A 21,729-nucleotide genomic window follows, 5' to 3' on the forward strand; every position below is an offset into this window, starting at 1 on the left:
TGATGAGGGAGAATGACGATGAGATGGCTAAAGATTATGCTGCTTAGCATGACAACTGCGATGGCGGCACACGGCTCGGTAACGAAGACTCCCTTTGGGACGGCCCCGGATGGTACGGCGGTGGATCTTTACACGCTGAAGAGCGAAGGGATCGAAGCAACCGTTATGACCTTCGGGGCTCGCGTGGTTTCGATCAAGACGCCGGATCGCGACGGGAAGATGGCCGATGTGGTGCTGGGCTACAGCGCGTTGGATGGTTACGTTGCGGATAAGTCGACTTACTTTGGCGCTATCGTGGGGCGGTATGGGAATCGCATTGCGTTGGGGAAGTTTTCACTGGATGGCCATCAGTATCAGATCCCAACGAACAATGGCGCCAACTCGCTGCATGGTGGCACGGTTGGTTTCGATCGCCTGGTGTGGAAGGGGCGAGCCATCGCGGATGGCGTGGAGATGACGCTGGTGAGCAAGGACGGCGATCAGGGGTATCCAGGAACGTTGACGGTACACGTGCGGTACACGGTTCATCACGGTGCATTGCGCATCGACTATAGCTCTTCGACTGACAAAGACACGGTATTGAATCTCACCAATCACTCGTACTTCAATCTTTCGGGGGATCCGAAGAAGACGATTCTTGACGAGCAGATGATGATTCCGGCAGACCAGTACACGCCGGTGGATGTGGGTCTGATTCCTACGGGGGTGCTCGCTTCGGTAGAGGGCACGCCCTTTGATTTCCGTAAGTCTACGGTGATTGGCGCGCGGATCAACGAGGACAACGAACAGTTGAAGATCGGCGGCGGCTATGATCACAACTGGGTGCTGCGGGGCAAGAATGGGGAAGTGAAGACAGCGGCTCGAGTGTACGATCCTGCGAGCGGACGCGTGTTGACCGTGACGACCACTGAGCCGGGAGTTCAGTTTTACACCGGCAATTCGCTGAAAGGTGAGGCGTATGGCAGCGCACAGCAGAGCAATGCGAAGAACACGGCGCTCTGTCTCGAGACGCAGCACTTTCCTGATTCGCCGAACCATCCTTCCTTTCCGACCACGGAGTTGAAGCCGGGCGAGGTGCTTCACAGCACGACGACCTTTACTTTTTCTACGAAAGCGAAATAACGATTCGCCCCAACGCGGCGTGTGCTCTTCCGCCGCACGCGAGGTTTTTATCCGATGAATAAAGTCGTTCCGACTGCAGACGATGCTGTGGCAGATGTTGCGCCAGGTTCAACGATCATGCTTGGCGGCTTTGGTCTTTGCGGGATCCCAGAGAATCTAATCGCCGCCTTGGTGAAGCTCAGGATTACCGGACTGCATACGATAAGCAACAACATGGGCGTTGACGGCTTTGGCATGGGGTTGATGCTGGAGGCGGGCATGATTGCTTCGCACATCGGCAGCTACGTGGGTGAAAATCGTAGGTTGGAGACCCTGGTGTTGAAGGGAGAGCTGGATCTAACCTTGATTCCGCAAGGGACGCTCGCGGAACGGATTCGCGCAGGTGGCGCAGGTATCCCGGCGTTCTATGTGCCGACAGGGTTAGGTACGGTTGTGGCTGAGGGCAAAGAGACGCGCAAGATTGGCGACAGAACTTATGTGCTGGAGCAGGCGCTTCATGCCGATGTTGCGCTGATCAAAGCCTGGAAGGGAGACCGATTGGGGAATCTGGTCTATCGCAAGACAGCGAGGAACTTCAATCCGGCGATGGCGACTGCCGCGAAGATGACGATTGCGGAGGTCGAGGTGCTCGTTGAGCCGGGTGAGCTTGATCCGGATCACATTGTCACTCCGGGGATTTATGTAAACCGGCTTGTGGTGGGCGCGGCCTATCGAAAGCCAATTGAGTCGAAGTTTATTCAATCCGGAGGTGGGTTGTGACAGGGAAAGAGCGGATCGCCCGGCGGATTGCACGAGAGTTTCATGATGGGTTTTATGTAAATCTCGGCATTGGACTGCCAACGATGATTGCAGGATATGTGCCTGCGGGCATCGATGTGATGTTTCAGTCGGAGAACGGAATGCTAGGGGTTGGTGGGCCTCCTAGCGACGAGGATGCTGACCCTGACCTGATCAACGCGGGGAAGCAGCCGGTGACGGAGCTGCCGGGGTGTTCGTTTTTTGCGAGTGAGGAGTCGTTTGCGATGATCCGCGGCGGCCACATGGATATGAGCATCCTTGGGGCGATGCAGGTGGACGAGCAGGGCAATCTCGCTAACTGGACGATTCCGGGAAAGATGGTGAAGGGCATGGGAGGCGCCATGGATCTGGTGGCGGGGGCGCGTCGAGTGATTGTTGCAATGGAACATCAGACGAAGGATGGAGCTTCGAGAATTTTGAAGGAGTGCACGCTACCACTGACTGGACAGAGTGTCGTGCATGATATTGTGACGGAGCTTTGCTGGATTCGGGTGACCGCTGAAGGGCTGGTGTTGACCGAAGTCGTAGAAGGCATGAATGTCGCTGAGGTTAAGGCGCGGACCGAGGCGAAGCTTTTAGTCTCTCCGGATCTACGCGTGATGACTGTCGATGCGTTGGTCTAGGCAACGTATCGGCTTGCGAGTTCGCGCTTTGACTCTGACGCTAGTGCGATATCTGTGCGGTTTCGTTGTGGTATAACGAGATCTATATCGGGTGCCCACCAGGGCATAACAGGGAAGTCCGGTGAAGAGCCGGCGCGGTTCCGCCACTGTAAGTGAGGAAAGCTGCTTTGAAGTACCACTCGGCCAATGGCTGGGGAAGGTAAAGCGGCGTGCAGAGTTCCTGCAACCTCCAAGCCAGGAGACCTACCCGAGAGTACCGGCAGACTTCTGCGGAGAACAGGAAGTTGCATGATCGTCATTTCCATACAGATTCGTATTTGGACTTACTACCTCGAACCTGCTGCCATGGCATCAGAAAGAGGGGTAAGTCTTGGCTGACATGCATCGCCAACGCGTAGTACGGGCGGATGGGCGGCCGGTCAATATAGTGCTGCGACGCGCACACCTCTCTTATTGTTTTTCAGGATGCTGCTGTGGAAGAACAGAGCGCGGCTATGCGCAGGTCCCGGTCGAAACCTATAAAGAGGAGTGGACTCGCCGGAAGATGCGCAATACGGTCCATCTGACGAAGGCTGGATGCCTCGGACCGTGTGTGCTGTCGAATGTTGCGAGCCTGGTCTTTGATGGGCGATCGGTGTGGTTTCATTCTGTCAACAGCCCCTGGCAGGTGAAGCAGATATTTGAGTACATCGCTGCGATGTTGGAAGCAGATCGCTTTTTGCAGCCGCCCGAAGAGTTGCTTGAGTACGTCTTTAATTTTTACGACTGGGATGTGCGACCTGCGGTTGCAGCCTCGGTTGCTGCCGAGAGCGTACAACCAGAGGTGCATGGCATTGCACTCCTGACGCATGCAGATACCGATCTGATGACGCTTCAGAACGCGCGCGCAGCACTTCCCCCAGATTTGGATGTTTTTCCTTATTCGCTAAACGGCTTGCGCAGCGAGGAACAGATGGTGGCGCTGCTAGAGGGAAGCTTAGTCCGCGTTCAGATTATTGTGTTGCGTTTGCATGGACCACTGAACTCTGTCGCAGGGTTCCCTCTTCTTCGCTCTAAGTGCATTATGCAGAACCGACACCTCGTGGTGGTGAGCGGTACCGGCGAGATGAATCCCGAGTTTCTCAGTGCCGGGAACGTCGATCCGGATGTAGTCGCGTCGGTGACGGCCTATCTTGAGCGCGGTGGCACATCGAATCTTGTGGAGTGCCTGAAGTTTTTGTCCGACCGTCTTCTGCTGACCGGGCACGGCTATGAGAAACCTACGACTCCCGCAGAGCACGGAATTTACATGCAAGATCTGGAGCATGCGGAGTATGAAGACTGGCAGCAACGCGCAGATCCCGCGAAGCCTACCGCGGCGATTCTGTTTTATCGCGCTCATCTTCTCAGTGGAAATACTGCATTCGTTAACACTCTCGCTGAAGCCCTGGAGTCTCACGGCTTGAATGCACTCTGTATCTTTACCTCGAGCATGAAGGCTTTGGAGGATGGTTTCCCAGCGGCGCTCAGGCTAGTGGAACGACGCGTCAATATTATTGTCACTACGTTATCTTTCGCATTGGGCGAGATAAACACCGGTGATGTAACGCTTGCCGGCAAGAATATTTCGATCCTGGAGCGGTTGGGCGTTCCCGTTATTCAGGCGATCCCGAGCGGGATGCCAAGGGGAAACTGGGAGATCTCGCGCCGCGGGTTAAATGCACTGGACACGGCGATCAATGTAGCACTGCCGGAGTTCGATGGCCGCATCATCTCTGTGCCGGTCTCGTTCAAGGAACGGGGAAATGCTCAGTCCGGGGATCTGTATGTGCCTCACCAAGAGCGCGCCGATCGAGTGGCCGGAATTGCTGTCCGACTTGCGAGACTTCAGACCTTGGCCAATCCTTACAAGCGCGTCGCGTTTGTGCTTACAAATTCATCGACGAAGGCTGCGCAGGTGGGAAATGCAGTTGGTCTCGATTCGCCGGCGAGCTTACTAAATCTGCTCCGTGCCATGAAGGGACGCCGGTATAGTGTCGGAGATTTGCCGGAGTCGGCCGATGATCTGATTCACGATCTTCTTTCGCGTGGAACGTATGACGACGCGCATCCCCTCGATGGGCAACGTGCTCATCGATATTCGCGCACGCTGTATCGGCGACGTTTCGAACGCTTTCCTGATGTCCCAGAGAAACGGATGAAAGATATGTGGGGGCAGCCCGCTGATCGCGGATACACGCTGCGGTCGACTTCGCCGAAGATTGACAAGAAGCTGATGAGCGAAGTTGCAACCAAGATTGCCGCGATGAACTTTGAACCATTTAGTGATAATGACGATTACTTGTTTGCAGCAATGCATCTCGAGAACGCACTGATTGCGATCCAGCCGCCGCGGGGGTACGGCCTGAATCCTGATGCCATCTATCACACCCCTGATCTTCCGCCGACTCATCATTACACGGCGTTCTACCAATGGCTGGGGACTTCCGTGGAGCATGGTGGATGGGGTGCCGATGCAATCGTGCATGTTGGAAAGCATGGAACGCTCGAATGGCTGCCAGGAAAATCTGTTGGTCTGTCAGAAGAGTGCTTTCCCGATCTACTTCTCGAAGACATGCCGCTGATCTATCCGTTCATCATTAATGATCCGGGAGAGGGAAGTCAGTCGAAGCGAAGAGGCCATGCGGTCATTGTGGATCATCTGACGCCACCCATGACGAGTGCAGAGACCTACGGACCGCTCGCAGCACTGAATCAATTGGTGAATGAGTACTATGCGGTGGAAAAGCTTGATCCGTCGAAGCTGCCTTTCATTCAGCAACAGATTTGGGAGTTGATTCAGGATGCGAATCTGAAAGCGGATCTCGATCTAAAGAATCTACTATCGCGTGACCATGGCGATCACAAACATGATTGGGATGACGAACTCACGCCAGAAGGAGTTCCGGTCACGCTGGCGGAGATGAGCGGAAGTGAGGTTGCCCATCTGATCGAGGACATCGATGGGTATCTGTGCGAACTCGGCATGGCGCAGATACGCGATGGTCTGCACATTCTTGGCAACATGCCACCGCTTCCGGAGATGCTTCGATCGATGACTCGACTGGAGAACGTCGGATCGCCCAGCCTACTCGATGCGATCGCCCGCAATCTAAATTTCGATTATCGGGAACTTCTTGACGCTCCCGGGAAGAAGCTAGATGTTGCCATCACTCTGTCTGACAGTGTTTGTTACGCAAACGCTGACGTTCTTGATGTGCTGGATCGAATGGCTCTAAATCTTTATACGAAGCTTGAAGAGCTTGGCTTCCGTGTTGATCGTCTCGAAGAGTTGCAGCACGCCGTCGTCGGATGTGCTTCGGACGAAGTCTCGCGTGCGCTCACATTCGCCTGCCTGCAGATTGTTCCAAATCTTGAGCGAGCAGGTGAAGAGGTGGAGCATGTTCTTGATGCTTTGGAAGGCCGTTATATCCCTGCGGGCCCAGCTGGGGCACCGACACGTGGGATGGCACATATTCTTCCGACTGGCAGAAATTTCTATGCAGTCGACCCACGTGCCCTGCCTTCTGAAGCTGCGTGGCGCGTAGGTCAGCAACTCGCACGCGAGGCGATAGAGCGTTATCGTGTTGAAGAAAACCAGTACCCCGAGACAGTCGGGCTCAGTGCGTGGGGTACTTCGCAGATGCGTACGCACGGTGACGACGTAAGCGAGGTTCTGGCGTTGCTCGGTGTGGAGCCGGTGTGGAATAAACAATCCAGACGCCCGGAAGGAATCATCTTGATTCCATTGGAAAAACTCGGCAGGCCGCGCGTGGATGTCACGCTTCGCATCAGCGGGTTTTTTCGAGATGCGTTTCCTCATCTTATTGACATGATCGATGATGCGGTCGCGCTGGTCATTCAGCAGGATGAGCCGCTGGAGATGAACTTTCCTAAGAAACATTATCTGCGGGATCTTGAGAAAAATAGTGATCAGGGAGCCGAAGAGGCGGAGGCTTCTGCGCGATTTAGAATCTTCGGAGCGAAACCAGGTACTTATGGAGCTGGCATTCAAGCGCTGATGGAGACACATCACTGGAAGACTGACGGGGATATCGCACAGGTGTTTCTCGAATGGGGCGGTTACGCGTATGGCAAGTCGGCGAATGGCGTGGATGCGCGACACATCTTTGCCGAGCGATTGAAGAGTGTTCAGGTTGCGTTACATAACCAGGACAATAGAGAACATGACATCTTCGACTCTGATGATTATTTTCAGTTTCACGGCGGCATGGTGGCTACCATCCGAGCGCTTACAGGAGTACAACCCAAGGCCTATTTCGGCGATAGCTCCCGTCCGGACGCCGTACGTGTACGTGACCTGCGCGAAGAGGCTCTGCGTGTCTATCGTTCGCGTGTCATCAATCCGAAGTGGATCGAGAGCGTCAAGCGTCACGGTTACAAAGGTGGGCTGGAGCTAACCGCGACGGTCGACTATATCTTCGGTTTTGATGCGACGGCACATATAGCTCCAGATTTTGTCTACGAAGGACTGGCACAAGAGTATGCACTTAATCGTGAGACGCAGAGCTTTCTGAAACAGTCAAATCCGTGGGCGTTGAATGCGATCGCCGAACGTTTGCTCGAAGCCAAGGAACGTGGGCTTTGGGAGGACGCTAAACCTGAGACACTCGATGCGCTACGTGAGGTTCTGCTTGACAGCGAAACTTTGTTAGAAGCACGCGGTGAGACTAGCAGGATTACAGTATGACTCGCCCGGCTTATCCGTTCGCGGCGATTGTCGGCCAGGAGCAGATGAAGATGGCGCTGCTTCTCGCTGCTGTGGATTGGCGCCTGGGAGTGCTCCTACGTGGAGACAAAGGCGCGGGGAAGACCACGACGGCGCGAGCGCTCGCCGAGTTGCTCCCAAAGCCTGGCCGCTTCGTCAATCTTCCCATAGGCATAACGGAAGATCGCCTTTTAGGCGGGATGGACTTAGGGAGTACGTTGAAGGGTGAACCGGCGCTTCGGGCCGGCCTGGTCGCAGAGGCAAACGGTGGCGTTCTTTATGTCGATGAGGTCAACCTTTTGCCTGACCATCTTGCCGACGCGTTGTTGGATGCAGCTGCGACCGGCGTGAGCACAGTCGAGCGGGAAGGTTTTAGCGCAGTGCAGGAAGCACGATTCGTTTTGATGGGAAGCATGAATCCGGAAGAGGGATCGCTGCGGCCACAGTTGCTCGATCGGTTTGCCCTCGTTGCGGATATTACTGCCAGCGGATTGGCGACTGAAAGACGGGAGGTCGTTGAACGGCGCTTGATGTATGACGCCGACCCTTCACTTTTTGCGGCCCGGTGGATGGAGCAGCAGATATATCTTCAGCAGCGGATAGCAGCTGCGAGGGTAATGCTTCGATCTGTGCAATGTTCTACCCTTATGTTGGAGCACATCAGCACGATCGTTTGCGAACATGGAGTACTATCTCTGCGTGCGGATCTCGCCATAGCGCGTGCGAGCTGCGCACAGGCGGCGCTGCTGGGTTGTGAAGAGGTTGCAGAGGAACATATCGGGGCGGTTCTGCCACTCGCCTTGGCTCATCGGATAACGCGTTCCCCTCAGAAGCCACCTCTTCCACAGACTTCTCCTTCACCATTACCCCAAACACCGGCGCAGAGCAGGGAGAGCGAAGAGACCGATGAAATGACCGAGCAGCGCTTTTCTTCTTTGTCAGTCAGAACACCCGAATTGCATTGGACCGCGAATGGCGGTAGAAGCGGAGCGATGGGTGGGCGCAAAGGGACTGCACCGGGTCCCGTTGTCAGAAGCAGAAAGAGCGAGAGCCCCGCGGAGTTAGATTCTCGCTCTTCCGTGCTGGAAGCCGTTGCCCGAACTGGTCGACCGAGTCCGCGTCTTGAGGATTTATATGAGAAGGTGCGTGAGCCGTTAGTGGGAACGCGGTTTTTGGTTGTTGTGGATTCAAGCGGGTCGCATGCAGCGCGGGAACGGATGAGAGTGGTGAAGGGAGCGGTGGGGGGGCTCATGGAACGTTCCCTGCGGCGTCGTGACGAGGTGGCCGTGATCGTATTTCGGGGAGAAACTGCCGAGATTCTGGTTGCTCCTACAAGCGACGTTGCGACGGTGGTTGCTGCGTTGGAGTATTTGCCGACTGGCGGGCGTACCCCTCTTGCGCATGCGCTTGAACTGGCGAATGAACTGGTGACGTCCGAGACGCTGTTATTGCTTGTTACCGATGGAAGGGCCAATGTTCCTTATCGCAGCGATGACGCCTGGCGTGACGCGTTGCAGGCAGGGGCCAGGATTCAATGTCCCGGTCTGGTTATCGACACTGAGTCGGGTAATCATGCTTTTGGTAAGGCGAAAGAACTCGCCGACGCTATGCGGTCCGAGTGCATCAGCTTGTCGGAGTTTGAAGCAGGATATGATTTCGCCGTTCTGCTCAAGAACAGTGTTGGTTGGTAAATTTGTGAACTCTTATTTTTGCGATAGGGGGAGGACGGCTTGGTGCAAGCTTGTCACATCCCCCCTCTAAGGTCGGGCGGTTTTAGTAAACGTCGCGCTGATAGCGCTTTTGTTTTTTCATGGCGGCCAGGTACTCGGCGGCGTGGTCGAGGGTGCCGTTGGAGCCGCGGGCAATGACGTCTAGGAGGGCCGTTTCTACGTCCTTGGCCATGCGGGTGGCGTCTCCGCAGACGTAGAAGTAGGCTCCCCGTTCCAGCCACTCGTAGAGTTCCTTGGCTCGCTCCTGCATGCGGTCCTGGACGTAGACCTTGCGGGCCTGGTCGCGGGAGAAGGCGGTGTCGAGGCGGGTGAGGACGCCGTCCTTGTGCATGGCTTGGAACTGATCTTTGTAGAGAAAGTCCATGGCCTCGCGTTGTTCGCCGAAGAAGAGCCAGTTGTCGCCTCTCTGGCCGGTGGCCTGTCGCTCTTCGAGGAAGGCGCGGAAGGGAGCGATACCGGTGCCGGGGCCGATCATGATGACCGGTTTGGTGGTGTCTTCGGGGAGGCGGAAGCTGTTGTTGGAGTGGAGGAAGATGGGCATCGTCGTGCCTTCGCCAGCGCGGTCGCCGAGGTGTCCGGAGGCCACCCCCTGGCGGTCGCGGTCGTGGGCCTCGTAGCGGACTACGCGGACGGTGGTCTGTACGTTGTCCTTGTGCATGGCCTGGCTGGAGGCGATGGAGTACATGCGGGGGGTGAGGCGCTGGAGGATGTTGAAGAGCTGCTGGGGGTCGGTGACCACCTTGGGAAAGTCGGTGGCGAGGTCGACGAACTCGCGTCCCCAGCAGTACTCCTCGGCGCGGGCCTTGTTTTCGGGGCCGACGAGGCATTTGAGACGTTCGTTGGTGGGGGCGAGTTTGGCGTACTGGCCTACGGAGCCGCGGGAGAGTTTGCCGATGCCGAGGCGGGTGCGGAGGGCCTCTTCGAGGCTGATTTCGACCTTGTAGTGGTCGAGGACGCGTTCGCGGCCGGTGAAGTGGAGGGCTTCGAGGACCTCGGCTACGGCGATAGCGCGGTTTTCGGGGATGATTCCAACAGCGTCGCCGGGGGTGTAGGTCATGCCCTCTTCGATGGTGAGCTCGACGTGACGGGTCTCCTTCTCCGAGCCTTCGCCGGTGAGGAGGCGGTTGTAGGTCACGGTGGAGAGGAAGGGGTTGTTGCGGGTGTATTTGGATGCGTGTCCGCTTGTCGGCTGGTCTTTTTGGGCTTCTTGGGCTTCCACTTCGGTCATTTTTCTATGGTAAAACGCATCGGGGCAAAAATGCTTGTAAAGGCGTGTTCTTTTGCGGTGCTTTCGTGGTGTTTCGGTGGTGCGTTGTGGTGATTCGGTGGTGTGCTGTTTGTTGTTTCAGGTGTCACCTTTCGAATCTCGTTTTGACCCCTCCCCCCCCCTGGGGGTTTTTTGCAGGGATGTCTTTTATTTTGAGTGGTTTGCGGTGGATTGGTGTCTGCAAGCTATTGATTGCAGGAGGCTTATTCGCAAAATATCTGTTTTGTGAAACTTGCAAGCTAGTGAAGTTACTTAGCTAATCCCAGTTAGGCGAACCCTCAGTAAGACAATTAGTGGTTTGCAGCTTTCTTTGCTGAAATCCGCACACACAACGCACGCTTTCCTGACGAGTAATCGAGTTGGTCGTCGTTCGACTTTCCTTCATTGAAATCAAAGTAGTAACCGTACCCGGACGGCTTTCCCCGGTCGTCGAGTATGCGACCGCTGCTCCATTCATTTCCTGTCAAAAATAGATTTCCCTTTACATGCCAAGTAACGTTCCGAGGATTGCCGCCCTTGCCGTCGCCCGCCCTCCCTGGAGCTTCTGCGCTTCTATCGAAGATTGGCTGCAACTCAAACATCGTCGCCAGTCTCCAGTCTGAGTACTCAGCCAGCCGTAGGTCGTTGCAGTACTTCATTGCCTTGTGGTAGCTCACGTCTTTTCCGGCCCACATTAGTTCTGTGGATGGATCGACCCAATATCGATGCGCCTGAGCTTCCTGCGTCTGTTGTCCCGTCATGACGATTGAGGAATTGAGTATAAGAAACGTAAGTAAGGTTTTCATGCCTGCCAGCCATCCTCGGTTTTGTTTATGCGATGACTTGGTGATATCTCTGTTTCCATTATAGAAGCGGGAGGATAACTAATGTGCAAGGCGGAGGTTGTTGTTCATCAACGACTTAGGCGGTTTAGGGGCTTGACAGTTTTTGGGGGTCGGTCGAGGTAGAGGGTGTTCCGGGCCTTGTGGTACGCTTGCCGGTAGCGCAGAGGGCGCATCCGGTCCGCGGAGAGGACAGAAGTCCACCTTGCTTTACAAATAGCGCCACGAACTTACTTTCTGCCCGCAATGTGCGGACCTGGGCATACGAGAGGAAGTTCGCCATGCCGGTTCGACAGCTCCCAGCCAAGCCCGACCTCGACCACCTCAAGCATCAAGCCAAGGATCTGCTTCGTGGCCACGCTGAGCATGCTCCGCTCGTCGCGCAGCAGATTCGAGAGTTTCATCCACGGTTTCTGCGTGCGAAAGATGCTGAGATTTTTCGCGCCCCGTTCAAGTTGAGCGATGCGCAGGTGACGATCGCTCGTGAGCATGGTTTCCAGAGTTGGGTTCGGTTGAAGTCGCATATTGAGAGACCAACGCTCACTGGCCAAATCAGCTTGCCGCATCACGAACGAATTGAGGATGCGGCGTTTCGTCTTGCGGTGAAGCTGATTGACGCCGGCGATGTGGCGGGTTTGCGTTCCCATCTGAAGCAGCATCCCAGGCTGGTCCATCAGCATGTTGTCTTTGAGGGGGGAAACTACTTTCGGAATCCCACGCTGCTGGAGTTTGTGGCGGAGAATCCGGTTCGCCATGGCAGTCTGCCTGCCAGCATTGTCGAGGTAGCCAAGGTGATTCTCGATGCCGGTGCGGAGCGTTCCGCTATTGAGGAGACTCTCATGCTCGTCTGCACCGGCAGTGTCGCTCGGGAGTGTCGCGTCAAGCTTGATTTGATCGATCTGCTTTGCGATCGCGGTGCGAATCCTGAGAGTGCTCTGCGGGCGTCTGCCTTGCATGGAGAGGCTGACGCGGTGAATGCATTGATAGCGCGCGGCGCACAGATCGATCTGCCGGTCGCGGCCGCGCTGGGCAGGGTCGATGACTTTCGCCGTCTGCTTGCAGCGTCCGATGGGGAGGATCGTCATCTTGCACTGGCCCTGGCGTCGCAGTACGGTCAGGTCGAGATCGTTAAGCTGCTGCTGGATGCGGGGGAGGATCCGAACCGTTACAACCCGGTTGGAGGGCACTCTCATACGACGCCGTTGCACCAGGCTGCTGGCGCGGGGAATGAACGGCTGGTGAAGCTTCTCGTCGAACGAGGTGCGAGGCTGGATAGGAAGGATGTGCTGTGGCGAGGGACACCGGCGGATTGGGCCAGGTACGGCGGCAAGACGGAGGTTGAGCGGTATCTTCGTTCGCTGCAGGATGGTGGCTCGGCAACGGCAGAAGGTGCAAGCAAAGCAACGACGAAATACGGGGATTCTTCCCTTTCGGCAAGCTCAGGGTCAGAATGACGGCTCTTTTTGTATGGAGCCTTCCCAGGTGTGACGGTTTCTTGAGAGTTCGGTGATGAAGATCGGATTCGTGTACAGGGTGTCTCCCGGGATGGTGTGTTCGGTGCGGGAGTTGTGGCGGCTGGAGCACAGAGTTCTATTGGCTGGATAACGTGTCTTTTTTAAGGCGCTTTCCGAAGACCAGCCCGACTGTCGTACCGATGGTTGACGAGTGATCACTGACGCCGAAGCGCAAGCCCCCATTAATGCCAAAGGCATCGCCAAACTGGTGATAGAAGCCGCCAAAAATATAGGTGCCTGGCGGGGTGTTGGATTGCGACGTGTTCTGACCAAAGGCCTCGGCATAGAGACGCGTGTCCTTCTGAATGTGATAACTGAGAGCGAATGACTGTTGTCCGCCATAACGACACCCTGTAGTCGTTTGGCAATCAGACTGGACTATCGAGCCGTTTACGATGACGTCCACATCCCCGTTCTTTCCATAGTGGTGATTGAGGAGCAGAATCGCTTGTTGACCGTAGCCTTGAAGCGGGCTTGCCGAGGCAGTGGGAAGCTCTGCCTCATACTGCAATGCGAGTCCCGGCGCAATCCTATGGTATTGTTCCTTTTTCGCCTCGACCTTCCCGCCGAACTGAATCGTTCCGACTCCATTGGTGATGCTTCCGTCCTGTTGTTGATGATTAAACGGAGACCAGTCGAAATCCAGCCTGAGTCTAGGCAGTAGAGAATAAGTGAACAACGTATCTAACGTCTGCTGATTGCCTGGTGGGTTCTGGGGATAGGCATCGTAGCCTACCTCAACCTGCGCGACACCTTGGCTTTGGATGGCTGCACTGTTGGCGATCGTTGGTCTTGTGGGATTTATATTTAGATCTTGTGCCGACATGCTGATCGTCATCAGCGGGAGCATGGCAAAGAGCCAACTGATTTGTTTCATAGGCGGCAATGTCGAGCGTTGGAGTTTCCGATTTTGATCTTTGGCCGATTGAAGTGAGCTCCAAGTTACTACCGGCGCCTTAGCAAAAAGACTATCAGCAGAAGGATCACGATCAACCCTAGACTGCCCGGCCAAACGAACCAGCCGCCACCACTCGAGTATCCGGCCACTAAGCATCCAGACAATCCCAGGGTCGCGAAACATGCGGCTAGCAGGGTTGGTAGTTTCGGGGACAGGCGGAAGGTTGAGAACTTTTCTTTACGATTTCGCATGTTCGTTCCTCAATATGGGACGGGATTGACAACTTTATCGATTGTCGAAACGAACGATAATGCAAGTAGGATGCGAACTTTAGTTATTCGAGGCCATCAGTCCTCATAAATAGGCGTATAGGAAGTCCGCTGATACGGAACAAATATTCATGGAGGTACGTTGCGACCGCGGTCACTGTTCGTTAGGACAGTTTTCGACATAGGTTTAGTTCGTCCGCAAACGCCATATTCCTGATGATTTAGCCATGCGACGGGTTGGTTGGCGTGGACGCGTATTGTTGCGCGGATTTGATTTCAGGCGTCGAGGTGAAAAAGGCCTAGACTATTTGAGTTTTGGTGAAGCTATTGCAGTAGTCGCGGACGTATACTGCCCGCACCTGAAGTTGCAACTGTTTTTATTGTTTGGAGGCCGCTGATGAAGATCGGATTCGTGTACCGAGTGTTTCTCGCGATGGCGTTTTCGGTGGCGGGAGTTGTGGCGGCTGGAGCACAGAGTGGAGCGGCCGGGGAGCAAAGTAACCCTCTGGATGTGGATTCTGCATCGGCTGCTCATGTGACGACCGCACACATGACGACGGCTGATGTGCCAAAGGCTCGTGTCCCGGTAGCTGGTACACCTACGTCTGATGTGGCAGCGGCGAGCGTGCCCGTAGACAATGGGGCGCGGCCGGGCGATTCGCACGTAAGGATTGTGCGGCTGAGTGATGTGAAGGGAACACTCTCACTCGATCGTAAGACGGGCAACGGCTTTGAAGAGACGATGCCGAATATGCCGATTGTTCAAGGCCAGAGACTTCGGACCGCCGATGGATATGCTGAGGTGGAGTTTGAGGACAACAGTACGCTGCGTGTGGCGCCGAACTCGCTGGTGGAGTTTCCGCTGCTGGCGCTGCGCAGCTCGGGAGCCAAGGCCTCGACGATACAGGTGGTGCGGGGGATGGTGTATGTGAACCTGCAAAGCACGAAGGGGAATGAGTTCGTGCTGCGGGCGGGAGATCAGACGATGACGGTTTCGCCGTCGACGCATGCGCGAATGACGGTGGCTGACGGGAAGACAGTTGTCTCGGTCTTCAACGGAAGCGTGGAGGCGAAGCACGGCGCAGAGACGACGCTGGTGACGAAGAAGGAGTCACTGACGCTGGGTGGAGAGCAGGTGGCTGTTGTGAAGAAGATCGAGGAAGCGCCATCTGATGCGTGGGATAAGGAGGCGAACGACTATCATGCGCGCTACTCGCAGGCGAATGCGTTGGTGGCCGGGGGCTCTACCTATGGCTTGAGTGACCTGAACTACTACGGGAACTTTATCAATGGCGGAGCGTTTGGATCTTTCTGGCAGCCGTATCTAATTGGCGCAGGATGGAATCCTTACTTGAATGGCGTGTGGGCGCTATACCCGGGCGCGGGCTACTCGTGGGTGTCTCCGTATCCGTGGGGATGGCTGCCGTATCACTCGGGCAACTGGTCGTTCTTCCCGGGATATGGGTGGGGATGGCAGCCGGGTGGCGCGTTTAATGGATTGAACAATGCTGCGAGTGGCGGCGTTGCGAGTGGCGGTGGCGTGGCAGGGGGGCTGGTTGGGACAGCGGTGCATTCGCCCTTGCGTGCGGCCTCGCCGCAGGCGCCGACCGCGGGTGCGGGTTCGCTGGTGCTTGCGAACAATACGCCAATGGTCTTCTCCAAGGAAGATAAGCCGGGGAACTTTGTGTTCCAGAAGAACTCGGCGGGGTTGGGCGTGCCGAGGGGATCGCTGGGAAGCCTGAACAAGATTTCGAGCCATGTGGAGCAGCACGGATCGGCAAGTATGCAGGTCTATGCTGCCGTGCCATCTGCGGGGGGCATGGCATCGAGTCATGGTGGGAACAGCGGGCCGGTTACATTGCGGGCGGGAGCGCCGATGCAGAGTGCGAATACATCGAATGCACCAGCATCGCGAGGGGAATCGTATGGGGGATCTTCGGCGTCATCGGTCGCTTCTCATAGCTTGGGTGCTCCTTCGGGGAGCGGCGGGTCCTCCGGAAGCGGCGGCCGCGGTGGATCTGGTCCGAAGTAGAAGGTTACTGGCCGCGAAGTTATTGCGTGCGGGAATGTGCGCCCCTGCGATCAGATGGGTCAGGCTGAGACGGTGGGCGGTTCGACCGGGGTCATGACGGGGTGGACGAGGGTGACGATGGTGTCTGCGATCTCGCTGGAGGGGGGGCGGTTGGGGGTTTGGGCCCACTCTTTGGCGGCGCCGTAGATGGCCCATGCGGTGGTGGTGGCGATCATCTGGGGGGAGGTGGGTGCGGCGGAGGCGTGCTTTTCGAGGCCTTCGAGGAGCATGCGGCGTACGACGGCGATGATGGCGGACTCCATGTGGGGCTCCATCTGGCCAGCTTTGGTCGAACAAGGGTGCTCTGAAAAGGCGATGAAGTCGCAGACTCCGAGGACGATGGCGCGCAGGGCGGAGGTGCAGGTGCCGTTGAAGGTGACTCCGCGTTCGGAGAGTAGTTCGTTGAAGCGGGTGCCGACGGTGCATTCGAGCAGGGCGAACTTGTCGGGGTAGTGGTCGTAGAAGGTGGCACGGTTGATGGTGGCGGCTTCGGCGATGTCCTGCACGGAGAGGCTGTCAAACTGCTTTTCTTTCATGAGGTTGACGAGGGCCTGCTGGAGGAGTTTGCGGGTGCGAAGGATGCGCGGGTCCGTGGTTCGTTCGAGGGTCCGCTCGGGCAGGAACTCAGGGACGGGGTCTGGAACCTGCTGTGAGATCTTGTCGAGTTTTACGGGGACGCTGGACATTTTCTCTGACCGACATCTTTATTTTACTCGAATTTGACGGCGTTAGTTGCTTAAACGACATTTGTCGTGTTTTTATGAATCGACACAAGTTGTTTAAACGTCAGATGTCGTATAGGAGATTTCGCCATGCCCACTTTACTTGTTGTGAATTCCAGCCCCTTTCATGAGACTTCGGTCTCCCGCAACCTGTCCGAGGAGTTCGTTCAGAACTGGAAGCAGGCGAACCCGAACGGACGAGTGATTACCCGCGACCTGACTTCAAGCGATTTGAAGACGATCGATGCTGCCTGGGTTGGGGCTGTGTATACGCCAAAGGATAGTCGGACGGCGGAGCAGAAGCAGGTGCTTGAGGTGTCGGACACGCTGCTTGGTGAACTGCGGGCGGCGGATGAGTATGTCTTTGGGGTGCCGATGCACAACTTCGCGATTCCTTCGGTGCTGAAGCTGTGGATCGACCAGATTGCTCGTGTGGGCGAGACGTTTTCGTATGCGGACGGAACGCCTAAGGGTCTGCTGCAGGGGAAGAAGGCTACGTTCCTGGTTGCCTCGGGTGGGGCTTATGACGCGGGGACGGTGATGGCTTCGTTCAACCATGTTGAGCCTTATCTGCGTTCGGTGTTTGGCTTCCTGGGCGTGACGGATACGAAGTTCGTGTCGGCCGGTGGCGCTGCTGCGCTGATGCATGGGCAGGATCGGGCGACGTTCCTGAAGCCGCATGTTGAGGCGATTCGTTCGCAGTTTGTGGCGGCTTAATCGTTGCGGCGACTGCTTAATAGCTAGGTGTGCTTAGCTGATTTTGAAAGAGGAGGTATTGGTATGAAGATCGCATCGCTGGTTGCCAGGTATCTGCTGGGCTTTATCTTTCTTGTCTTTGGATTGAACGGCTTTCTGCACTTCATCCCGATGCCTCCTCCTTCGGGAGTCGCTGGGGATTTTATGTTTGCGCTGTTTGAGTCGCACTATCTGGTAATCATCTTTCTCCTTCAGCTGATTCCTGCGGTGCTGCTGCTGGCGAATCGGTTTGTGCCGCTGGCTCTGACGCTGCTGGCGCCGGTGATTGTGAATATCATTTGCTTCCATGCGCTGATGGCTCCGGCAGGGTTGCCGATGGCTTTGTTTGTCACCGTGCTTTGGGGGTTGGTGGCTTATGGGGTGCGGTCGGCGTTTGCGGGGTTGCTGCAGGTGCGGGTTGCGGACGCGGTTTGAAGAGCGAATGAAGAGAGATGAGATCGGAAGCGCTCTTCTGTGCTCCGGACGGTGATACTGTCCGGAGCTTCGTTCGTCAGGCGACGATTGCGAGCATAGGAGGCGAGGCGCGCGAATCTGGCAGATCTGCGAAAGCAGTTCAGGATCTAGATGCGGTGGTGGTCGGGTCGCCAGTTAACGATGGCTTGCTTGATGGCCTTGGGATCCATGTTTTTGGTGAGGGCGCGGTGGGCGAGGTCGGGGAGCTCGGCGTCGGAGGCGAAGCGGAGGGCGATGAGCTGGGGGACGGTGAGCTCGTCGATGTGAGCGCGGTCTGCGGGGGGGAGGAGTGCCTGGAGGCGGAGACGCTCTTCGAGGCGGATGATGCGGTCCTGGGCTTTGAGGGAGGAGCCACGGGCTGCGCCGGCTATCAGGAAGAAGACGATGGACATGACGATCCACCAGAGATTGGTGTGCTGGTAAGCGGGCCATCGGTGAATGGTGATGTAGATGGAGAAGACGAGGTTGAGCAGGAGCAGGGGAAGGATGATGAAGTGAAAGAGTGGGTAGAACCGGGCGTGGTTCTTGAAGTTCTGCGGGGCGGCCATGGTGAGTCCTCTTTGCGCGAAATGATGGCGGGGCCAGCATAGCACTCCTCGGTGTGAGGCGAGAGTGGTTGCGTGGGATGGATGGGTGATGTCCTGCCGGACGGGCTCGCTACGCGCGACGCGGTCACTTCGTGACTTGTATACCTTATGACGCGGGATGGAGTTCGTTTGCGGTAGCCTTGAGGAATGAAGAGTTCAACGATCGCAATGACGGGGAAGAAGCGGATTGGTGTGCATGTGGGGACGGCGGGTGGGACGTGGACTGCCGTCGAGCGGGCCGTGGCAGCGGGGGCGAATACCTTTCAGATCTTCTCTTCGAGCCCGCGACAGTGGCGGGCGGCGGCGGTAAAGCCTGAGGACGCGGCGAAGATGAGAGAGCTGCGGGCGAAGCATGATGTGGGGCCGGTGGCAATTCATGCGAGCTATCTGATCAATCTTTGCAGCCAGACGGAGAGCGTTCGGGTAAATGGCGTGGCGGCGTTTCGCGGAGAGGTGGAGCGGGCGCTGGCACTGGGGGCGGAGTATCTGGTGCTGCATCCGGGGAGCTGGAAGGGGCTTACGCGCGAGGAGGGATTGCGGCTGGCGGCGGAGTCGATTGAGAAGGCGATTGATGGGGTGGCGTGGGAGGGGAAGGACTTCAGGATTTTGATTGAGAACACGGCTGGGGCGGAGTTTTCTCTTGGCGGAAAGCTGGAGCAGGTGGCGGAGCTGGTGGAGCGGCTGAAGGCTTGTGCGCCGGTGGGAGTGTGTCTGGATACGTGCCATGTGCACGTGGCGGGGTATGACCTGGTGTCGCCCGATGGGTATGTGGAGACGATGCTGCTGGTGAAGGATACGGTGGGGTTCGATGCGGTGAAGGTGTGGCACTGCAATGATGCGAAGGCGGCGATGGGCTCGAAGCTGGACCGGCATGAGCATATCGGGGAGGGGACGATTGGGGCGGAGGTGTTTCGGCGGCTGCTGCATGATGAGCGGTTTGAGCATGCGGCGTTTATTGCGGAGACGCCGGTGGACGCTCCGGGGGATGAGGCGCGAAATGTTGGGGTGCTGCGGACACTGGCGGCGGGATGAGGCTTATTTGGTAGGGAATCTAGTTGCTTCGCAGAAGGGGGCTTGCTAGGCTAGGTGCGCTTCAGCATCCTGGAATTTGATCGAGGGATACGATGCGCGTTAACACTTGTTGTATGACGATCGCTGCGGTTTCAGCGTTACTGGTCTCAGGGACGATAGCCAGGGCACAGAGTCCGATTCCATGTGCGCTCGGGGTTATGAGTTATGCAGGCTTAGGTCAGCAAAATGTTACGGGCGCCCCCTACAGCGCTGCCTTGAGGACGAGCTTCGAACAAAAGCTTCCAGATGGAAACGCGATTCGTAGCTCCCAAATCGTTCATCAGGCGCGAGACTCCAAAGGGAAAACCTTGAATGAGGCTCCTATCGGGTGTACGCACGCTGAGGATGGCCGGCTAAAGGCAGTGCTGGCGGTGACGGTCTTCGATCCAACGACGAAGACCATATTGAACTGGCAGATAGACGATATGGTGTCGAAGGTTGTGCATGTCCATCTCATGCATGAGCCGAATCATAAGCCGCCGACGGCGGAAGAGGCTGCGGAACAGATGAAGCGGGCGCAGGTGGCAGCTAGAACCCAAAAGAACGATGAAGTGCGGATAGAGAGCCTGGGAAGCAAGACAGTTGCCGGAGTTCAGGTCGAAGGGGTGAGAAGGGTTCGGACGATTCCTGCGGGGGAAGAAGGAAATGAGCTGCCGATGGAAGTGATCGATGAGCAATGGAGTTCGAAGGCGCTGAGTCTGACTCTGCTTCGCATCGACGACGATCCGAGGCGTGGCCGAACCACTGTTGAATTTGAAGACTTGAGTCTCAGTGAGCCCGATCCTGCAGTGTTTGCGGCTCCTGCTGGCTACAAGATCGTGGAACAACGTCACGTGGAGACGACGGTTGCACCGTAGTAGGACGATGGGGACATTGTTTCAGGAGCTAAAAATATTCGTGTTGAGGAACTGGTTGCGGAACTTTCCTTGTGGGTCGTATTGGGTAAGGAGGGTTTTGTAGTCGGGCGTCTTGGGGTAGAGACGCTGGAGGGTTGCGGGGGGGATGGTGTTGACCTTGGCCCAGTGGGGGCGGGCGTTGAAGGGAGCTAGCTTTTCTTCGATGAGGGGGAGGAGGGCCTGGACGGCGTCGTTCTCAGGCTTCCACGTGAAGTGGATGGCGAGGGAGGGTCGCTGGTAGGCCATGCTGAGCCAGAGGTTGTCGGCGGCGATGGTGCGGAGCTCGGTGATGTAGAGGTGCGGGGTGATGCGGTCGCGGAGCTGTTCGACGGCGAGGATGGCTTCGTAGGCGTGCTCGCGGGGGACGAAGTACTCGGTTTGAATCTCGGCGCCGCTGCTGGGGGTGAAGTTGAGTTTGAAGTGGGGGAGGCGCTCGTACCAGGGGCCGGGGACGCCGAACTGCTCGGTGCATGCTTCGGCGGAGTGGCCGGCGACGGGATGGAGTTTTTTCGTGGCTTGCTTTGCGCCGAAGAACTCGGGCTCGAATTTCACGGAGGTAGCGCCGGGTTCGACGCGGCGTTTGACCCAGACCTGGGTGGCGCGATGGTTTTGCCAGTCGGTGAAGAGGCTGACACTGTAGCCGCTGAGGTAGATCTCTTCGAGGTGGTGTTCGAGTTGGGAGAAGGAGAGGTTTTCGTAGACGACTTGTGCGACCTGGAAGGTGGGTTGGAGGTCGAGGGTGGTTTTGGTGACGACTCCGAGGCCGCCGAGGTTGACGATCTGTCCGAGGAAGGGGTCGTTGTTGTCATTGGGGTCTTTGGTGCGTGAGAGGGTGTGGAGGGTGCCGTCGGCGGTGACGAGCTCGAGGCCGGAGACGATGGTGGCGAGGTTGCCGTTGTTGCTGCCGGAGCCGTGGGTGGCGGTGGCGCAGGCTCCGATGACGGAGACGTGAGGGAGCGAGGCGAGGTTGGGGACGGCGAAGCCCTGGGCGTCGATGATGGGGGCGAGTTTGCCGTAGGTGACGCCTGCGCCGACGGTGGCGGTGCGGGCTTTGGCGTCGATGTCGATGGAGTCGAGCTGCTTGAGGGAGATCTGGGCGTGGGTGCTGTCGGCGATGGCGTTGAAGGAGTGGCCGCGGCCGAGGGCGCGCAGCTTGTCGCAGCTTTTGACGATGTGCTGGACTTCTTCGACGGTTTTGGGTTGGTAGAGGGTGTCGGTGTGGAAGGTGAGGTTGCCGGCCCAGTTGGTTCGCGGGGCGGTCTGGTGGGCGGCGTCTTGCTCGGAGGCTGAGGCGAAGCGTGAGAGCATGGCGGCGGTGAGGATGGAGCCGGAGCCTTTGAGGAACTGTCTCTTATTCATGTCGCACACTCGATTCGGTGGAAGC

Annotated in this window: 17 protein-coding genes and 1 riboswitch; of the genes, 11 read left to right on the forward strand and 6 right to left on the reverse strand. The window is 57.0% G+C overall.

Going from position 1 to position 21,729, the window contains the following annotated elements; genetic code table 11:
* Positions 1-18 precede the first annotated feature (18 nt).
* The 5 genes from RBB75_RS12145 (at position 19) to RBB75_RS12165 (ending at position 8,981) form a co-directional block, all read left to right on the forward strand.
* Complete coding sequence (locus RBB75_RS12145) at positions 19-1,122, forward strand: aldose epimerase family protein (RefSeq protein ID WP_257030843.1); 1,104 nt, start codon at positions 19-21, stop codon at positions 1,120-1,122.
* A 54-nt stretch (positions 1,123-1,176) separates the two neighbouring features.
* Entirely contained in the window at positions 1,177-1,881 is a 705-nt protein-coding gene (locus RBB75_RS12150; protein ID WP_179636897.1) for a CoA transferase subunit A, read from the forward strand.
* Positions 1,878-2,543 (forward strand): 3-oxoacid CoA-transferase subunit B, encoded by a 666-nt coding sequence (locus RBB75_RS12155; protein WP_179636899.1) that lies wholly within the window; start codon positions 1,878-1,880, stop codon positions 2,541-2,543. Before RBB75_RS12150 ends, RBB75_RS12155 begins: the two co-directional genes overlap by 4 nt.
* A 72-nt stretch (positions 2,544-2,615) precedes the next feature.
* A riboswitch (cobalamin riboswitch) is annotated at positions 2,616-2,808 on the forward strand.
* An 840-nt stretch (positions 2,809-3,648) separates the two neighbouring features.
* A complete protein-coding gene (locus RBB75_RS12160; protein ID WP_353070387.1) occupies positions 3,649-7,272 on the forward strand; it encodes a cobaltochelatase subunit CobN in 3,624 nt (1,207 codons plus the stop codon).
* A complete protein-coding gene (locus RBB75_RS12165) occupies positions 7,269-8,981 on the forward strand; it encodes an AAA family ATPase (protein WP_179636901.1) in 1,713 nt (570 codons plus the stop codon). The genes RBB75_RS12160 and RBB75_RS12165 overlap by 4 nt, the downstream gene beginning before the upstream one ends.
* 82 nt (positions 8,982-9,063) lie before the next feature.
* Here the strand turns inward: RBB75_RS12165 and RBB75_RS12170 are convergent, their stop codons facing one another.
* A complete protein-coding gene (locus RBB75_RS12170; RefSeq protein ID WP_179636903.1) occupies positions 9,064-10,248 on the reverse strand; it encodes a diflavin oxidoreductase in 1,185 nt (394 codons plus the stop codon).
* Positions 10,249-10,577: 329 nt separating this feature from the next.
* Entirely contained in the window at positions 10,578-11,072 is a 495-nt protein-coding gene (locus RBB75_RS12175; protein ID WP_353068242.1) for an Lcl domain-containing protein, read from the reverse strand.
* Positions 11,073-11,389: 317 nt separating this feature from the next.
* Between RBB75_RS12175 and RBB75_RS12180 the strand changes: the two genes are divergently transcribed.
* Positions 11,390-12,562, forward strand: a complete 1,173-nt coding sequence (locus RBB75_RS12180; protein ID WP_353068243.1) for an ankyrin repeat domain-containing protein — start codon at positions 11,390-11,392, stop codon at positions 12,560-12,562.
* Positions 12,563-12,698: 136 nt separating this feature from the next.
* Here RBB75_RS12180 and RBB75_RS12185 read toward each other — a convergent pair whose 3' ends face one another.
* Entirely contained in the window at positions 12,699-13,676 is a 978-nt protein-coding gene (locus tag RBB75_RS12185; protein ID WP_353068244.1) for a hypothetical protein, read from the reverse strand.
* Between the two features lie 510 nt (positions 13,677-14,186).
* On the opposite strand from RBB75_RS12185, the gene RBB75_RS12190 reads away from it, so the two are divergent.
* Positions 14,187-15,821 carry a FecR family protein gene (locus tag RBB75_RS12190; protein WP_353068245.1) on the forward strand — a complete coding sequence of 545 codons (1,635 nt, stop codon included), beginning with the start codon at positions 14,187-14,189 and terminating at the stop codon, positions 15,819-15,821.
* A 59-nt stretch (positions 15,822-15,880) separates the two neighbouring features.
* On the opposite strand, the gene RBB75_RS12195 is transcribed toward RBB75_RS12190, so the two are convergent.
* Positions 15,881-16,546: a TetR/AcrR family transcriptional regulator gene (locus RBB75_RS12195; protein ID WP_179636910.1), complete on the reverse strand. Its 666-nt coding sequence runs from the start codon at positions 16,544-16,546 to the stop codon at positions 15,881-15,883.
* 126 nt (positions 16,547-16,672) lie between these two features.
* Between RBB75_RS12195 and RBB75_RS12200 the strand changes: the two genes are divergently transcribed.
* Both RBB75_RS12200 and RBB75_RS12205 read left to right on the forward strand, forming a co-directional pair.
* The gene (locus RBB75_RS12200) at positions 16,673-17,299 is read left to right on the forward strand and encodes an FMN-dependent NADH-azoreductase (RefSeq protein ID WP_353068246.1); all 627 of its coding nucleotides are present in this window, start codon (positions 16,673-16,675) and stop codon (positions 17,297-17,299) included.
* Between the two features lie 63 nt (positions 17,300-17,362).
* On the forward strand, positions 17,363-17,752 hold the full coding sequence (locus RBB75_RS12205; RefSeq protein WP_353068247.1) for a hypothetical protein: 390 nt from the start codon (positions 17,363-17,365) through the stop codon (positions 17,750-17,752).
* 146 nt (positions 17,753-17,898) lie between these two features.
* Here the strand turns inward: RBB75_RS12205 and RBB75_RS12210 are convergent, their stop codons facing one another.
* The gene (locus RBB75_RS12210; RefSeq protein ID WP_179636916.1) at positions 17,899-18,339 is read right to left on the reverse strand and encodes a DUF6526 family protein; all 441 of its coding nucleotides are present in this window, start codon (positions 18,337-18,339) and stop codon (positions 17,899-17,901) included.
* Positions 18,340-18,525: 186 nt separating this feature from the next.
* Here RBB75_RS12210 and RBB75_RS12215 point away from each other — a divergent pair, with 186 nt between their 5' ends.
* A complete protein-coding gene (locus RBB75_RS12215; protein ID WP_179636918.1) occupies positions 18,526-19,410 on the forward strand; it encodes a deoxyribonuclease IV in 885 nt (294 codons plus the stop codon).
* A gap of 347 nt (positions 19,411-19,757) precedes the next feature.
* Positions 19,758-20,306 carry a hypothetical protein gene (locus tag RBB75_RS12220; protein WP_353068249.1) on the forward strand — a complete coding sequence of 183 codons (549 nt, stop codon included), beginning with the start codon at positions 19,758-19,760 and terminating at the stop codon, positions 20,304-20,306.
* A gap of 21 nt (positions 20,307-20,327) precedes the next feature.
* On the opposite strand, the gene RBB75_RS12225 is transcribed toward RBB75_RS12220, so the two are convergent.
* The gene (locus tag RBB75_RS12225; protein ID WP_353068250.1) at positions 20,328-21,704 is read right to left on the reverse strand and encodes an FAD-binding protein; all 1,377 of its coding nucleotides are present in this window, start codon (positions 21,702-21,704) and stop codon (positions 20,328-20,330) included.
* Positions 21,705-21,729: the final 25 nt, after the last annotated feature.

The organism is Tunturibacter empetritectus, assembly GCF_040358985.1.
Lineage (GTDB): Bacteria > Acidobacteriota > Terriglobia > Terriglobales > Acidobacteriaceae > Edaphobacter > Edaphobacter empetritectus.

Bases quoted from the DNA above. Each gene is read 5' to 3' on its own strand.
- RBB75_RS12195 (WP_179636910.1), bottom strand. From the start codon at position 16,546: ATGTCCAGCGTCCCCGTAAAACTCGACAAGATCTCACAGCAGGTTCCA.
- RBB75_RS12160 (WP_353070387.1), top strand. From the start codon at position 3,649: ATGAATCCCGAGTTTCTCAGTGCCGGGAACGTCGATCCGGATGTAGTC.
- RBB75_RS12150 (WP_179636897.1), top strand. From the start codon at position 1,177: ATGAATAAAGTCGTTCCGACTGCAGACGATGCTGTGGCAGATGTTGCG.
- RBB75_RS12170 (WP_179636903.1), bottom strand. From the start codon at position 10,248: ATGACCGAAGTGGAAGCCCAAGAAGCCCAAAAAGACCAGCCGACAAGC.
- RBB75_RS12200 (WP_353068246.1), top strand. From the start codon at position 16,673: ATGCCCACTTTACTTGTTGTGAATTCCAGCCCCTTTCATGAGACTTCG.
- RBB75_RS12225 (WP_353068250.1), bottom strand. From the start codon at position 21,704: ATGAATAAGAGACAGTTCCTCAAAGGCTCCGGCTCCATCCTCACCGCC.
- RBB75_RS12205 (WP_353068247.1), top strand. From the start codon at position 17,363: ATGAAGATCGCATCGCTGGTTGCCAGGTATCTGCTGGGCTTTATCTTT.
- RBB75_RS12215 (WP_179636918.1), top strand. From the start codon at position 18,526: ATGAAGAGTTCAACGATCGCAATGACGGGGAAGAAGCGGATTGGTGTG.
- RBB75_RS12165 (WP_179636901.1), top strand. From the start codon at position 7,269: ATGACTCGCCCGGCTTATCCGTTCGCGGCGATTGTCGGCCAGGAGCAG.
- RBB75_RS12210 (WP_179636916.1), bottom strand. From the start codon at position 18,339: ATGGCCGCCCCGCAGAACTTCAAGAACCACGCCCGGTTCTACCCACTC.
- RBB75_RS12145 (WP_257030843.1), top strand. From the start codon at position 19: ATGAGATGGCTAAAGATTATGCTGCTTAGCATGACAACTGCGATGGCG.
- RBB75_RS12185 (WP_353068244.1), bottom strand. From the start codon at position 13,676: ATGCTTAGTGGCCGGATACTCGAGTGGTGGCGGCTGGTTCGTTTGGCC.
- RBB75_RS12190 (WP_353068245.1), top strand. From the start codon at position 14,187: ATGAAGATCGGATTCGTGTACCGAGTGTTTCTCGCGATGGCGTTTTCG.
- RBB75_RS12175 (WP_353068242.1), bottom strand. From the start codon at position 11,072: ATGAAAACCTTACTTACGTTTCTTATACTCAATTCCTCAATCGTCATG.
- RBB75_RS12180 (WP_353068243.1), top strand. From the start codon at position 11,390: ATGCCGGTTCGACAGCTCCCAGCCAAGCCCGACCTCGACCACCTCAAG.